Origin of the sequence: Pseudomonas sp. TWP3-1 (genome assembly GCF_049896625.1) — a bacterium.
Classification (GTDB): Bacteria; Pseudomonadota; Gammaproteobacteria; order Pseudomonadales; family Pseudomonadaceae; genus Aquipseudomonas.
On the sequence record NZ_JAFCUQ010000001.1, the window covers coordinates 629,862 to 647,012 of the forward strand.

At 63.4% G+C, this 17,151-nt stretch carries 2 protein-coding genes (1 of these 2 cut by a window edge); both read right to left on the reverse strand.

Annotation, left to right across the window (positions count from 1 at the left end):
- On the reverse strand, positions 1–4,088 hold the 5' end (the start) of the coding sequence (locus ACP7BN_RS02920; protein ID WP_426201471.1) for a non-ribosomal peptide synthase/polyketide synthase. 13,720 nt of this gene lie to the left of the window's left edge; 4,088 of the gene's 17,808 nt are visible here — the first part of the coding sequence; its start codon is at positions 4,086–4,088; the stop codon falls past the left edge of the window.
- Positions 4,085–17,107, reverse strand: a complete 13,023-nt coding sequence (locus ACP7BN_RS02925) for an amino acid adenylation domain-containing protein (RefSeq protein WP_426201472.1) — start codon at positions 17,105–17,107, stop codon at positions 4,085–4,087. The genes ACP7BN_RS02920 and ACP7BN_RS02925 overlap by 4 nt, the downstream gene beginning before the upstream one ends.
- Between the last annotated feature and the right edge of the window lie 44 nt (positions 17,108–17,151).

Here is a 17,151-nt window from a genome sequence, read left to right on the forward strand (position 1 = left end):
GGACGCGGGCGATCGGTCGGCAGCAGCAACAATGCCGGCGCACCGGCCAGCGTTTGCTGCCAGTACTCGCTCTGCCGTTGCAGCACCTCGCCGCTCAGCCAGCGCCGCTGCCACACCGCGTAATCGGTGTATTGCAGCGCCAGCGGCGGCAGCGGATCCGCCTCGCCGTGGCTGAATGCCTGATACAACGCCATCAGTTCGCGGGTCAGCACGCCCATCGACCAACCGTCGGCGATGATGTGGTGCACCGTCAGCAGCAGCACATGATGATCATCGGCGAGGCGCACCAGGCGCCCGCGAATCAGCGGATCGTCCTGCAAATCGAACGGACCGGACGCTTCGCCTTCGATCAGCGCCTGCAACACCTCGTCAGCCTGCGGGTGCTCACGCAAATCCTCGACTCGCAGCAGCAAACCGCTGTCGACTGGCGCGATCAGCACCTGCGCTGCATCGTTGAACTGGACGAAACGGCTGCGCAGGGTTTCATGCCGCGCGACGATCCGCGCCAGCGCGCGTTGCAGCGCATCGTCATCGAGGCGACCGCGCAAACGCAGGGCGATGGGGATGTTGTAAGCGGTGTTGGCACCTTCCATCTGCGCCAGAAACCACAGTCGCTGCTGGGCGAAGGAGAGCGGCAGCGCGCCGTCGCGCGGCACCGGCAGGATTTCCGGCTGGGTGCTGCGCGCCGCCCGGGTCAGCACCTCGGCCACCGCAGCCAGTTCGGCATTGGCGAACAAGTCGCTCAAGGCCAACTCGACGCCCAGGCGTTGGCGCACTTGCGACACCATGCGCATTGCCAACAGCGAATGCCCGCCGAGTTCGAAGAAGTGATCCTGCCGCCCGACCCGCTCGACTTGCAGCACATCGGCCCAGATCTGCGCCAAGGCAATTTCCAGCTCCCCGTGCGGCGCCGCGTATTCGCGGGTGAACAGTGCGCTGTGTTCGGGCTTCGGCAAAGCCTTGCGGTCGACTTTGCCGTTGGCCGTCAGCGGCAGCGAATCAAGCCTGACGAACGCCACCGGCACCATGTACTCGGGCAACTGAGTCAGTAAATGCGCGCGCAGTTCGCCGACTGCCAGCGGTTCGACATGCGCCTGTTCGGTGAAATACCCCACCAGCCGCACCTGGCCCGGTTGATCTTCACGGGCGAGCAAGACCGCTTCCTGAATCCCCGGGAGCTGGTTGAGGCGGGTTTCGATTTCGCCGAGCTCGATGCGCACGCCACGAATTTTGACTTGATCGTCATTGCGCCCGATGTATTCGAGCGTGCCGTCGGCGCACCAGCGTGCGAGGTCGCCGGTACGGTACATGCGGCCGCTGTTGAATGGATCGTCGAGGAAGCGTTCGGCAGTCAGTTCCGGACGATTCAGATAACCACGGGCTACCCCGGCGCCACCGACATACAACTCGCCGGCAACCCCAATCGGCACCGGGCGCCGCTGTGCATCGAGCAGGTACACCGTGGCGTTGCTCACTGGCTGGCCGATATGCAAGGTCTGCCCGGCTTCGATCTTGCCGGAGGTCGCGACCACCGTGGCCTCGGTCGGGCCGTAGTTGTTGATCACGTCGAAATGCTGGTTGCGGCTGAATTGGCGCAGGCGATCACCGCCGATCAGCAGCGTGCGCAGAGTCGGGTGTTCGAGGTTCTGATTGAAGGCGTATTCGGCGACTGGCGTTGGCAGGAAACTCACGTCCAGCGGTTGTGCGCGCCACCATTGCAGCAGCGCGTCGATGTCCTCGCCGCCGTCCTGCGTTGGCGCCAGATGCAAGGTCGCGCCCGCGCACAATGCCGGCCAGACTTCCCAGGCCATGGCGTCGAAACCGAATCCGGCAAGGCTTGAAGTGTGGCGACCGGCGCACAGATCGAACGCGTTGCAATGCCAGTCAACCAGGTTGGACAAGGTCTGGTGTTCGACCATCACTCCTTTGGGCAGGCCGGTCGAACCCGAGGTGTAGATCACGTAGGCGAGGTGTTCAGCGCTCAGGCCGGGCACTTGCGGATCGAGCGCCGAATTCAGCGGCCAGGTGCAGCGGTCGAGATCAATCACTGGTACCGCGAGCGCGGGCAAGCGCTCGCGCAGGTCATTCTGGATCAATACCGCGACCGGTGCGCTGTCGCTCAGCAGATAGTGCAAACGCTCGGCCGGGTGCGCCGGATCGACCGGCACATAACCGGCGCCCGCCTTGAGAATCGCCACCAGCCCGACCAGCGTATCCAGCCCCCGGCGGGCGACGATGGCCACGCGGTCGTCAGGCTGCACACCCAGATCGATCAGGTGATGGGCCAGAGCATTGGCGTGCAGATTGAGTTCGGCGTAGGTCAGCTGTTCACCGAGGAATACCGCCGCCACAGCTTCTGGCCGCTCCAAAACTTGAGCCTCGAAGCGCTGCGCAATGGTCATGTCACGCGGGTAGTCGGCCGCTGTGGCGTTGAAGCCGACCAGCACTTGCTCACGCTCGGCCGCCGGCAAAATCGACAACTGATTCATCGGCGTTTCAGGTGCCTGCTCCAGCGCGAGCACCAGACTCTCCAGCGCGCAGTGCATGTAAGCGCACACCCGCTGCGGATCGATTTGCGTGCTGGCCAGCAGCGTCAGGCTAAAGGCGTCGCCAAAATCGTCGGCGCTCAGGGTCAGCGGATAGTTGGTGCGTTCTTCTGAATGCAGGTTGCTGATGCCTTCCCACGCCGACAGGGTTTCAGCGCTGGCCGTCGCGGCAGTGTGGCTGTGGCGGTAGTTGAGCAAGGAACTGAACAGCGGCGTCGGCGACACCACGTTGCTGCAACGCTGAGCCAGTGCCAACGGCGCGTGTTCGTGGCGCATTACCGTGGTCAGCCGCGCGTGGGTCGCGTGGACGGCGGCGCGCACATTTTGCGCATCGATATCGACGCGCAACGGCAGAGTATTGATGAAAATCCCCAAGGCTCTATCTGTGGCCTCGGCGCCTTGCATGCGGCCCATCAATACGGTGCCGAACACCACCGATTGTTTGCCGGTAATGGTCGCCAGCACCTGCGCCCAACCCAAGTGGAACAGGCTTGCCGCGCTGACGCCGAGTTGCCGCGCCTGACTGCGCAGGCGCTGGCCCAATTGCGCATCGATCGGCACGCTCAGCTCAGCGATGCCCTGACCGTCGCCCTGCACATCCTGCAACCCGAACGGCAGCGTCGGCTCGTGGATATCGCCGAGCATCTCGCGAAAAAACCCCTCGTGCTCGGCTTCGCTGACACCCAGTCGCGCCTGCGCCACGTAATTGCGAAACGGCACCGGGCGTCCCAGCAGTTCACTTTGCCCGAGCAGGCACGCGCGCATCTCGTGGCGCACCACGTCGAGCGCCGAGTGATCCAGTGCCATATGGTGGAACAACAAGGTCGCGACCACACGCTGTCCGGCAGCATCGACGGCGTAAGCCAGGCGCATCAGCGGTGCGCGGCTGACATCCATGCGGAAATGCCGGGCGTCGAAACGCTCATGCAACTGCGCGAGAACATCTCCGTCGGCCTGCGGTACAACCTCCTCCAACGGCAAATCGGCCTGACGCCAGACCACTTGCAAAGGCTGATCAAGGCCTTCCCAGACCACGCCCGTGCGCAGAATGTCATGACGATCGATCACGCTTTGCAGCGCCTGAGCAAACGCGTGCAAACGCTCCAGACTGGCGAACGCGAACTGCGACTGCATGATGTACGGATCGCCCTCACCGCCGCTGACATGGTGATAAAGAATGCCTTCCTGCAACGGCGCCAGCGGGTAGATGTCCTGCACATTGGCGGCGCCGCCGGGCACGTCGCTGACCAGTCGGTCGATGGTCGGCTGGTCGAGTTCGACCAGCGTCAGCATTGCCGGAGTGATTCGGCTGGTACCGGGAACAATGCCGTTATCCGGCACCGTGACCTGACCGCTCTTGCTCGCCGAGTACTCACCGGCCTTGATCAGCTCGATCAACGCCGGTTTGTGCTCGCGCAGCAGCGCCACTAGCGCCGGATCGCTCAAGGCCTGTTTGTTGCCCTGCACGCGCAACTGATCGTCGGTGACTGCCAACTGAATGTCTTTGGCTTTGAGGGTTGCCAACAGTTCGAACACGCTCACAGGACGATCTCCATTCTTTCGGTAATTGCGGCGTAGCCGGCCAGGGTCGGTTGTTCGAACAACGCCCTGACGTCGGCTTCCATGCCTTCCTGACGCAAGCGGCCGATCAGACTGACCGCCAGCAATGAGTGCCCGCCCAATTCAAAGAAATGGTCGTGGCGCCCTACCCGCTCGACGTTGAGCAACTCGGCCCACAGCCGTGCGAGGGTGATTTCCACCTCGCCAATCGGTGCTTCGTATTCGCGGGTGATGAGCGAGGTCTGATCCGGTGCCGGCAAGGCTTTGCGATCGAGTTTGCCGTTGGGACTCAGCGGCCAGGCTTCGAGATGCACGAACAGCGCCGGCACCATGTATTCCGGCAAATGCGCCAGCAGATCCGTGCGCAAGTGATCGCTGGAAAGCTGTGTCCCGGTGTAATAGCCGACCAGACGCTTGTCCCCCGGCACGTCTTCGCGGGCCAACACCGCAGCCTCCTGCACGCCGGCAATCGCGGTCAGACGCGCCTGAATTTCTCCGAGTTCGATGCGCAGACCACGAATCTTCACCTGATCGTCATTGCGCCCCAGGTATTCGATATTGCCGTCCGCCCGATAGCGCGCGACATCGCCAGTGCGGTACATGCGTGCGTGCGGCTGCTCGCTGAACGGATCGTCGAGGAAGCGTTCGGCGCTGAGTTCAGGACGGTTGAGATAGCCGCGCGCAACCTGCACGCCGCCGATGTACAACTCGCCGACCACACCCAGCGGCGCCGGTTGCTGCTGAGCGTCGAGGATGTACATACGCGTGTTGGCAATCGGTTTGCCGATCGGCGTGTTATCCGGGGTTTGCTGCAGTGGCCCGGCGCAATTCCACGCAGTCACGTCCACCGCCGCTTCGGTCGGGCCGTACAGATTGTGCAATGCGCTGGATGGCAGTTGCTGCTTGAAGCGCCGTACCAGACTGCCCGGCAGTGCCTCGCCGCTGCACATAACCTGGCGCAGACTGGCGCAACGCGCGCTGTCGCCATGGGCGAGGAACACGTCGAGCATCGACGGCACAAAGTGCAGCGTGCTGATGTTTTCTGCTTCGATCACTTCGCTGAGGTACAGCGGATCCTTGTGTCCGCCGGGCCGCGCCATCACCAGCCGCGCGCCGGTCATCAATGGCCAGAAGAACTCCCAGACCGACACGTCGAAACTGAACGGAGTCTTCTGCAGCACTGAGTCTTCAGCCGTCAGGCCATAGGCGTCCTGCATCCACAGCAAGCGGTTGACCACTGCCGCGTGTTCGTTAATCACGCCTTTCGGTTGGCCGGTGGAACCGGAGGTGTAGATCACATACGCGGTGTGCTGCGCGGTCAGCGTCGGGATTTGAGGGTTGGCGCTGGACTGCGATTGCCAGGTGTTTTGCTCAAGATCGATGACCGTCGCGGCCACTTCGCCCAACAAATTCCGCGTCGAACCCTGCACCAGCACCACCAGCGGCGCGCTGTCTTCGAGCATGTAGGCCAGGCGTTCTGCCGGGTACGCCGGATCCAGCGGCACGTAACCGCCGCCAGCCTTGAGAATCGCCAGCAGGCCGACGACCATTTCCAGACTGCGCTCCACGCAAATCGCCACCCGTGAATCAGGCTGCACGCCCAGTTCACGCAAATGCTGAGCCAATTGGTTGGCCTGCTGATTCAGCTCGGTATAGGTCAGACGCGATTCGCCACTTTGCACCGCGACGGCCTGCGGCGTGCGCAATACCTGCGCCTCGAACAGGCCATGGATGCTCTGGTTGAGGTTGTAATCAACCGCGGTGGCATTTAAGTCGACCAGCAAGCGCTGGCGTTCGGCGTCCGGCAACACCGGCAAGCGCTTCAACGCTTGGTGCGGCGCGTGCTCCAGCGCTTCGACCAACGCAGTCAAGGTGCGCTGCATGAAACCGCAGATGCGTTCAGCGCCAATCTGCGACGGGGTCATCGCCGTCAGAATGAAATCGCTGCCCAAGTCATCGACGTTGAGGCTCAGCGGATAGTTGGTGCGCTCTTCACCGCCCAGCGTTTCAATGCCTTGCCAGGCCAGACGCGCGGCTTGTTGCGCGTCCTCGCTGGCGCCATGCCGGTAATTGAGCATCGCGCTGAACAGCGGCGACGGCGCGGCAATCGCGCTGCAGCGCTGCGCCAATGCCAGCGAAGCGTGTTCATGCCCAAGCAATTCGGTGAGGCGCTGATGGGTCGCCTTGACCCCGGCGCCCACACTGATATCAGCCAGATCAACGCGCAGCGGCAAGGTATTGATGAACATGCCCAAGCCGCGATCCGCGCCGCTGCCGCCCTGCATCCGGCCCAACAGCACGGTGCCGAACACCACCGAATCGCGCCCGGACGTCGCACCCAGCACTTGCGCGAACGCCAGATGAAACAGGCTGGCCACACTTACGCCGATTTGCCGCGCCTGACTGCGCAGACGCTGGGCCAACGCTGCCGGCAGCGGCTGACGCAGTTCCTCAATATCGTGGCCGTCGCCGCGCACGTCTTGCAGACCGAACGGCAAGGTCGGTTCATCGATGCCGCCGAGCATCGCGCGGAAGAACGCTTCGTGCTCCTGCTCGCTGATGCCCAAACGCGTCTGTGCTACGTAGTTGCGGTACGGCACCGCAGCAATCGATGGTGCTTCGTGCCCGAGCAGGATCGCCTGCATTTCCTGGCTCACAACTTCCAGCGCCGTGTGGTCCATGACGATGTGATGGAACAGCAGCATCGCCACCACGCGGTCGTTGGCCGGATCGCGGGCATACACCAGACGCATCAGCGGCGCCTGGCCGATGTCCAGCCGGAAATGCCGCGCATCAAAACGCTGGTGCAGTTGATCGGCAATTTCACCCTGCGCCGAATCCAGTAAAACTTCCTCAACCGGCAACTCGGCATGCCGCCACACGACTTGCACCGGCGCCGCCAAGCCTTCCCAGACCACACCGGTGCGCAGAATGTCGTGACGCGCCATGACTTGGCTCAGCGCAGCGGCGAACGCTTGCACCCGTTCGAGGCTGTCGAACGCCAGACGCGATTGCAGCAGATACGGATCACCCTGCGCGGCGCTCAAGTGGTGATACAGAATCCCTTCCTGCAACGGCGCCAACGGATAAATATCCTGCACGTTGGCCGCGCCACCCGGCACCGTCGCGACGATGCGCTGGATGCTCGCCTGATCCAGTTGCACCAGCGGCAACAGCTCCGGCGTGATCCGCGTGCAATCGGCGGCAATCAGGTTGGCCGGCACCTCGACTTCGCGTCCGCTGCCGACCGCCGTGGCCAGCGCCGCGAGGGTCGGCTGACTGAACAACGCACGTACGTCGGCGCTGAGGCCGATCTGACGCATGCGTTCGATCAGGCTCACCGCCAGCAGTGAATGCCCGCCCAACTCGAAGAAGTTGTCGTGGCGGCCAACCTGTTCGACCTTGAGTACATCGGCCCAGATCTGCGCCAGGGCGATTTCAACTGCGCCTTCTGGTGCTGCATATTCGCGGCTGAGCCACGCGAATTGATCCGGTTCCGGCAAGGCCTTGCGGTCGAGTTTGCCGTTGGCGGTCAGCGGCAAGGCGTGCAGTCGGACATAGGCTGCCGGGATCAGCGCTTGCGGCAGACGCGCTTGCAGATGACTGCGCAGCGCTTCGATATCGACCGGCGAGCGCTCGGTGAACCACGCCAGCAATTGGCCGTCGCGCACCAGCGCCACGGCGTCCTGCACGGCGGGATGGCTGCTCAGCACAGCTTCAATTTCGCCGAGTTCGACGCGCACGCCACGTAATTTGACCTGGTCGTCGTTGCGCCCCAGGTATTCGATATTGCCGTCTGCCAGCCAGCGCGCGAGGTCGCCAGTGCGGTACATGCGCGCCTGCGGTTCATCGCTGAATGGGTCGTCGAGGAAACGCTCGGCAGTCAGCTCAGGCCGGTTCAGATAACCACGAGCAACCCCGGCGCCCGCCACGTACAACTCGCCGGCCACGCCGACTGGCACTGGCCGTTGCTGCTCGTCGAGCAAATAGACCCGCGCGTTGCCAATCGGGCGACCAATGTGCAGCGGCCGCCCGACTTCGACCGGGCCGGAAGTGGCAACTACCGTGGCTTCGGTCGGGCCGTAGTTGTTGATCACCGCGAACGTCTGCGCCTGTGCGAACTGCCGCAGTTTGTCGCCACCGATCAGCAGCGTGCGCAGCGTCGGATGGCCGATATGACGGCTAAACGCATATTCGGCAACCGGGGTCGGCAGGAAACTCACCTGCAACGGCTGCGCGCGCCACCAGTCGAGCAGTTCATCGAGGTGTTCGTTGCCCACCGACTCCGGCGGCAGATGCAAGGTCGCGCCGACACACAACGCCGGCCAGACCTCCCAGGCCATAGCATCGAAACCGAAACCGGCAACGCTGGCGGTGTGGCTGCCGGCGTGCAGATCGAAGGTATCGGCGTGCCATTGCACGAGGTTTTCCAGGGTCGCGTGCTCGACCATTACGCCTTTCGGCTGGCCGGTGGAGCCGGAGGTGTAGATCACGTAGGCGAGATTCGCCGGGGTCAAGTTCGGCAACTGCGGATTACTGTCCGGCAGTGAATTCCAGTCGGCGCTGTCCAGATCGATCACCGGCACCGAACCCGATAGATGACGCGTCGAAGCCTGCACCAGTACCGCCACCGGATCGCTGTCCTGCAACAGATAGGCGATGCGCTCCTGCGGATACGCCGGGTCGACCGGCACATACCCGGCGCCGGCCTTGAGAATCGCCAGCAATGCCACCAGCATTTGCGGGCTGCGCTTTACACACAGCGCGATGCGGTCATCGGCTTGCACACCGAGGCCGATCAGGTGATGGGCCAGTCGATTGGCCTGCTGATTGAGTTGGCGATAAGTCAGTTGCTGCGCGCCCTGAATGACCGCGATGGCTTCGGGATTGCGCTCGGCCTGAGCCTCGACCAGCGCATGAATCATCGCCCCGCGTGGATACGCCTGAGCGTGCTGATTGAAACCGTTGAGCAAGCGCTCCTGCTCGGCGGCTGGCAAGATCGGCAAGTGATTCAGCGGCAGTTGCGGCGACTGCTCCAGCGCCAGCACCAAATGCTCCAGCGCGGTATGCATGTAGCTGCAAATCCGTTGCGCGCCGATCGGAGCCACCGCGAGCACGTTCAAGGCAAAGGCTTCGCCCAGGTCATCCACGCTCAACGTCAGCGGATAATTGCTGCGTTCTTCGCCACCGAGCAAGCGCACACCGGCCCAGATGCCTTGGCCATCGCGCGGCTGATGCTCGGCCACGGTGTGGCGGTAATTGAGCAACGCGCTGAACAGCGGCGAGCCGTTGGCAACGCCGCTGCAACGTTGCGCCAAGGCCAGGGATGCATGCTCATGCCCGAGCAACGCGGTGAGTCGGGCATGGGTCGCCTTGACCGCCGCGCGCACGCCCTCGCCGACATCCACCCGCAACGGCAAGGTGTTGATGAACACCCCCAGCGCGCGGTCGGCACCATCACCGCCCTGCATGCGGCCCATCAGTACGGTGCCGAACACCACATCGCGGCGGCTGGAAACCGCGCCCAACACCTGCGCCCAGGCCAAGTGCATCAGGCTCGCCGCGCTCACACCCAGTTGCCGCGCCTGATCGCGCAGACGCCGGTTGAGTGCGGCGTCCACCGGTTGCAGCGCTTCCTCAATGGCGCGGCCATCGCCCTGCACGTCATGCAGACCAAACGGCAGGGTCGGCTCATCGATATCGCCGAGCATCTCGCGGAAGAACGCTTCGTGCTCTCGCTCGCCTGCTCCCAGTCGCGCTTGCGCCACGTAATTGCGGTACGGCATCGGCGCGGGCAACGTATCCGCCCGATCAAACATGAACGCACGCATTTCCTCACCCACCACTTCCATCGCGGTGTGATCGAGGATCAGGTGATGGAACAGCACAATGGCCACGACCCGTTGTTCTGTCGGGTCTTCGGCATACACGATGCGCAGCAACGGCGCATGACTCAGATCGAAGCGGTAATGTCGGGCGTCGAAACGTGCGTGCAGTTGGCCGAGAATGTCGCCGTCGGCCGGGTCCAGCGCAACCTGTTGCACCAGCAGTTCGGCGTGGCGCCAGACCACTTGTTGCGGGCTAGGCAGCCCTTCCCAGACCACGCTGGTGCGCAGAATGTCGTGACGCGCGACGACCCGCTGCAAGTTGCCGGCGAAGTTGCGCAGCCGCTCAACACTGTCGAAAGCCAGGCGCGATTGCAGCAAGTACGGATCGCCCTGCTCGGCGCTCAAGTGGTGATAGAGAATGCCTTCCTGCAACGGCGCCAGCGGATAAATGTCCTGCACATTGGCTGCGCCACCGGGCACGCTGGCGACGATGCGCTCGATGCTCGTCTGATCGAGTTCGGTCAGGCTGAGCATGTCCGGGGTGATGTGCGTGCAACCAAGCGGAATGCGATTGGCCGGGACTGCGATTTCGCGGCCGCTGCCGACTGCTGCGGCCAATGCCGCCAACGTCGGTTGGTTGAACAGCGCCCGCACATCAGTGCTCAGCCCCGCTTGCCGCATGCGTTCGATCAGGTTGACCGCCAGCAGTGAGTGGCCACCCAGCTCAAAGAAATGATCATGCCGCCCGACCTGTTCGACTTTGAGCACGCTGGCCCATATCTGCGCCAGGGCGATTTCGACCGCGCCTTGCGGCGCTTCGAATTCACGCTTGCGCCAGGCGCTTTGATCCGGTTCCGGCAAGGCTTTGCGGTCGAGTTTGCCGTTGGCGGTGAGTGGCAACGCATCCAGTCGCACATACGCCGCAGGCACCAGCGCCTGCGGCAAACATGCCTGCAAGTGGCTGCGCAGCGCTTGGATATCGACCGGCTCGCGTTCGGTGAACCACGCGAGCAATTGCCCGTCACGCACCAGCGTCACGGCATCTTGAACCGCTGGGTGACTGGCCAGCGCGGCTTCGATTTCGCCGAGTTCGATGCGCACGCCGCGCAGTTTGACCTGATCGTCATTGCGTCCGAGGTATTCGATGGTGCCGTCGGCGAGCCAGCGTGCAAGGTCGCCGGTGCGATACATGCGCGCGTTTGGCTGGTGGCTGAACGGATCGCGCAGGAAGCGTTCGGCAGTCAGCTCCGGGCGATTGAAGTAGCCACGGGCGACACCTGCGCCGCCAACGTACAACTCGCCTTCGACGCCAACCGGTACCGGGCGCTGCTGCTTGTCGAGCAGGTAGGCCTTGGCATTGGCGATGGGCCGGCCGATGTGCAGGATTTCCCCAGATTCGATGCGCCCGGATGTTGCGACCACGGTGGCCTCGGTCGGGCCGTAGTTGTTGATCACCTCAAAGGTCTGGTCGCGCGGGAACTGCCGGAGTTTGTCGCCACCGATCAGCAGCGTGCGCAGAGTCGGATGGCCTACGTTTCGACTGAAGGCGTATTCAGCAATCGGGGTTGGCAGGAAACTCACTTGCAACGGCTGCGCGCGCCACCAGTCGAGCAGTTCATCAAGGTGTTCGTTGCTGATCGACTCGGGCGGCAGGTGCAGGGTCGCGCCAACGCACAGCGCTGGCCAGACTTCCCACGCCATCGCATCAAAACCCAAGCCCGCAATGCTCGCGGTGTGGCTACCGGCGTGCAGGTCGAACGCTTCGGCGTGCCAGTGCACGAGGTTTTCCAGGGTCGCATGCTCGACCATCACGCCTTTCGGCTCGCCGGTCGACCCGGAGGTGTAGATCACGTAAGCCAGATGCGCCGGGGTCAGGCTTGGCAGTTGTGGATTGGTGTCTGCCATGTGCTGCCAGTTGCCGCTGTCGAGATCAATCACCGGCCCTGCGCCCGGCAGATCCATCGTTGAAGCTTGTGCCAACACGGCAACTGGTTTGCTGTCACGTAACAAATACGCGATTCGCTCGCGTGGATGCGCGGGATCAACCGGCACATAAGCAGCGCCAGCCTTGAGAATCGCCAGCATCCCGACCAGCATCTGCGGGCCACGCTTTACGCAAAGGGCGATACGGTCATCCGGTTTGACGCCGAGGTCAATCAGGTAATGGGCCAGTCGGTTGGCCTGCTGATTCAGCTGAAGATAAGTCAGCCACTGCGCGCCCTGCACCGCCGCCACCGCGTCCGGACGCGCCGCGACCTGCGCTTCGAACAGACGTTGCACAGTCTGCGCGGGTGGATATTCACGGCCAGTAACATTGAAACCGACCAGCACCTTCTGGCGCTCGTTCGGCGACACAATCGAAACGTCATGCAGCGCTGTGGCGGGACTTTGCTCCAGCGCCAAGACCAGATTGTTCAACGCGGTTTGCAGGTAATCACACACCCGCGAGCCATCCACTTCAGGTACTGCCTGCACCGAAAGACGGAAGGCTTCGCCAAGGTCATCAACACTGACCACGAGCGGATAATTGCTGCGCTCGCGGGAACTGAGAATCTGAATGCCGTCCCAGTCCAGCGTCGCCGGTTCAGCCGCGCTGTGGCGATAATTGAGCAAAGTGCTGAACAGCGGCAGCGAACCGGCCACGCCGCTGCAACGCTGGGCCAACGCGAGTGAAGCCTGTTCGTGCGCGAGCAATTGCGCCAGCCGTTCATGGGTGGCGCGCACGCCCTGCTCCACGCCCAGCGCCCCGCCGCTGACGCGCAGCGGCAAGGTGTTGATGAACATCCCCAACGAGCGCTCGGCCCCGGCGCCGCCCTGCATGCGTCCGAGCAGCACGGTGCCGAACACTACGTCGTCGCGCCCTGCAACCTGCGCCAGCACCTGACCCCAGGCCTGATGCACCAAGCTAGCGACGCTGATCCCCAGTCGGCGCGCCTGTTGGCGCAGGCGTTGGCCCAGCTCTGCATCCAGCGCAAGTTCACTGTCAATGATCGTGCTGCCGTCGCCATGCACATCCTGCACACCGAAGGCCACGGTCGGCTCGTCGATGTCGCCGAGCATGTCGCAGAAGAATGTTTCGTGGGCCTCAGCGTTATCGCCGAGCCGTGCCTGCGCCACGTAATTGCGGTATTGCACCGGCGGCGGCAGTGCGCTGATCTGTTCGTGCATGGCATCGCTGATCTCTGCCACCAGAACTTCCAGCGCGGTGTGGTCGAGGACAATGTGGTGCAACAGCAGAATGCCGACCCAGCGCTGTTGCAGCGGGTCTTCGGTGTAGGCGAAGCGCATCAGCGGCGCGCGGTTGAGATTGAGGCGATAGTGGCGCGGGTCGAAACGATGTTGCATTTGCTGCAATACGTCGCCGTCCTCTGGATCAGCGTCGACCCGCTCCAGCGCCAGCCGCGCCTCGCGCCAGACCACCTGCACCGGTTCCTCCAGGCCTTCCCAGTGCACGCTGGTGCGCAGGATGTCGTGGCGCGTGATCACGCTGTTCAGCGCGCGAACCAACGCCTTGATCTGTGGCAGTCCGTCGAAGGCGAATTGCGCCTGCAACACGTAGGGATCGCCGTCGGCGGTCGCCAGATGGTGATAGAGAATACCGGCCTGCAACGGTGCCAGCGCATAGATGTCCTGCACATTGGCGAAGCCGTCGGGGATGCTCGCGACGATGCGGTCGATGGAGTCCTGATCCAGAGTGGCCAGCGGCAACATGTCCGGGGTGATGCGCGTACAGCCCGGTTCGATGCGATTGGCCGGCACTGTCACCGCTTGCTCACCACCCAAGGTTGCCGCCAGCGCCGCGACGCTCGGCTGGCCGAACAACACGCGCACGTCGCAGTGCATTTCCTGCTGACGCATGCGTTCGATCAGCTTGACCGCCAGCAGCGAATGGCCGCCGAGTTCGAAGAAGTTGTCGTGGCGGCCAACCTGCTCCAGTTGCAGCAAGGTCTGCCAGATCGCGGCGATGCGCTGTTCGACATCGCCCTGCGGCGCCTCGAAACCACGGCGGGCATAGGCGTCAGCGTCCGGTTGCGGCAAGGCCTTGCGATCGAGCTTGCCGTTGGCAGTCAGCGGAAAGGCTTCGAGGTGCACGAACGCACTTGGCAGCATGTATTCGGCCAGCGACACCAGCAGTTGTTCACGCAGTTGCGCCACGCTCGGATCGGCGCCCTCTTCAGCCAGCCAGTACGCGACCAGTCGCTGATCGCCGGGGCTGTCTTCGCGGGCGATTACCACCGCTTCGCGCACGCCTGTGCACGCGGCCAGACGTGCTTCGATCTCGCCGAGTTCTATGCGGAAACCGCGGATTTTCACCTGATCGTCGTTACGCCCCAGATAGTCGAGGCTGCCGTCGGCCGCCCAGCGTGCGAGGTCGCCGGTCTTGTACAAACGTGCGTCGGCGCGAGCGGTGAATGGGTCTTTGATGAAGCGTTCAGCCGTGAGGCCTTCACGATTGAGATAACCCCGCGCCACCCCGGCGCCACCGACGTACAACTCCCCGACTACGCCGACCGGCAACGGCTCGCGCTGCTCATCGAGCACGTACAGTTGCAGGTCGGGAATGCGTACGCCAATCGGGCTGACGCCGACCAGTTGGGCATCCGCCGCCGCCAACGGGCGATAGGTCACGTGCACCGTGGTTTCAGTGATGCCGTACATGTTGACCAGCCGCGTGCCGGCATTGCCGACCCGGGCGTACCAGGTTTTGAGCAGGCCCGGTTCCAGCGCTTCGCCGCCGAAGATCACTTCGCGCAGCGAATGCTGCAACGTGCTGCGCCCTTGCGCTGCGATCAATTGACGGAAAGCACTCGGCGTCTGGTTCAGCACGGTGACGCCAGCACTGCACAACAGCGCGTAGCACTCGTCCGGCGAGCGGCTGACCTTTTGCGGCACGATCAGCAACTGCCCGCCGAAGCTCAGCGCGCCCCAGATTTCCCATACCGAGAAGTCGAAAGCAAAGGAATGGAACAGCGCCCACACGTCCTGCCGGTTGAAGTTGAACCAGTCATCGGTCGCCGAGAACAGCCGCGCGACGTTGCGGTGCTCGACCATCACGCCTTTGGGCAGACCGGTGGAGCCGGAGGTGTAGATCACGTAGGCGAGGTGCGCCGGGGTCAGTCCTGGAACCTGCGGATTGCAGTCCAGTTCGGCTTGCAGCGTCGGGTCATCGAGATCGATTTTCGGCACAGTGAGATCGGCAACGCGATCCTGCGTGTCGGCCTGCATCAGCAGCGCTACCGGCGCACTGTCCGTCAGCGTGAAAGCGATGCGTTCCAGCGGATACGCCGGGTCAATCGGCACATAACCGGCGCCAGCCTTGAGCACGCCGAGCAAGCCGATGAGCATGTGCGGGCCACGCTCGACGCAGATCGCCACGCGATCATCAGGCCTGATGCCCAGCGCCAATAAGCGCTGGGCGACCTGATTGGCGCGGCGATTGAGTTCGCCGTAGCTCAGCGTTTGCTCTTGGAAAATCAGCGCCGTGGCATCGGGCTGCAATTGCGCGTGGGCTTCGAATTGCTGGTGGATCAGCGGCGCTTCGGCGAACTGCGCCTGTGGGGAATTGAGGCCGTGCAGCAAAAATTCGCGCTCGGCGCTCGGCAGAATATTCAGGCTGTGCAGCGGCGCTTGCGGCGTGTCTTTCAGAGTCTGCGCCAGGCTTTCCAGCGCGGTGTGCAGGTAGTGCGCAATGCGCTCGGCGCCGAGGGTTGCATCGACCAGTGCGGTGATGCGCAAGTCCTGGCCGAGGTCGTCGATGTTCACGGTCAGCGGGTAGTTGGTGCGCTCGCGGGCGCCGAGCACCTGAATCCCCGGTACCAGATCAACTACCTCGGCGACTTCTTCCAGCGTGCTATGACGGTAATTGAGCATCGCGCTGAACAACGGCGTCGGCACCGCCACTGCGCTGCAACGCTGGGCCAGCGCCAGTGACGCCTGTTCGTGAGCGAGCAATGCCGTCAGGCGGCGGTGGGTCGCCAGCACGCCGTCACGCACACTTTCTGCACCGACATCCACGCGCAGCGGCAAGGTGTTGATGAACATGCCCAACGCCCGCTCACCGCCCTCGCCCGCGTCCATCCGCCCGAGCAACACGGTGCCGAATACTACCGCTGTACGCCCGGATAACTGGCCGAGCACCCGCGCCAGTGCAAGGTGCATCAGGCTCGCCACGCTGACACCGAGTTGCCGCGCCTGCCCGCGCAGTTGCCGGCTCAGATCGCTGTCGAGCATCAGCACGGCTTCTTCGATGTGCTGACCGTCGCCCTGCACATCCTGCAAACCGCCGGGCAGCGTCGGCTCGTCGATGTCGCCGAGCATCTCGCGGAAGAACGCTTCGTGGGCCTGTTCCTCGCCGCGCATACGCGCCGCCGCCAGGTGATTGCGATACGGCACGGCGCCCGGAACATCAGCCGTTTGCTCAAGCAGATACGCCTGAATTTCACTGCGCACCACGTCCAGCGCGATGTGATCCATGATCATGTGGTGGAACAGCATCAACGCGACGATACGACCGTCATTGGCGTCCTCGGCGTACGCCACGCGCAACAGCGGCGCTTGCTGCAAGTCCAGACGGAAGTGGCGCGGGTCATGCCGTTGCAGCAGTTGCGTGAGCACGTCAGCGCTGGCGTCGAGGTGAATTTCTTCGCAGACCAGCGGCGCCTGGCGCCAGACCACTTGCAACGGCTGATCCAGACGTTCCCAGATGAATGAAGTACGCAGAATATCGTGGCGCTCGATCACCCAGCGCAATGCATCAGCGAACGCCTCCAGATGTTGGCGACTGGCGAAACTGAACCGCGCCTGCGACACGTAGGGATCGCCATCAGCCGCCGACAGATGGTGATAGAGCATGCCCTCCTGCAACGGCGCCAGCGGGTAGATGTCCTGCACATTGGCCGCGCCACCCGGCACGGTGTCGACGATACGGTCAAGGGTGTCCTGATCGAGATCCACCAGCGGCAGCATGTCCGGGGTGATGCGCAGCGCCGGGCTCGACCAGCCGCCGCCATGCCGCGCGACCAGTTCCAGCAGCTGCGCCTTATGCTCGGCGAGGCTGTCCCACAACGCATCGTCCAAGGCGTCGTCGTTACCCAGAATGACCAAGTCTTCATCTTCCTGTTGAAGGCGGATCGCATGGGTGGAAATAACAGCCATCAGTTCGCTGAAATGCATGGGGGTAACCTGCTGTAAATGCATGAAAAAGGAGCGCGCAGCGG

What these genes read in the sequence shown, in the direction of transcription:
- ACP7BN_RS02925 (WP_426201472.1), bottom strand. Translation starts at nt 17,107, where the DNA reads ATGCATTTCAGCGAACTGATGGCTGTTATTTCCACCCATGCGATCCGC.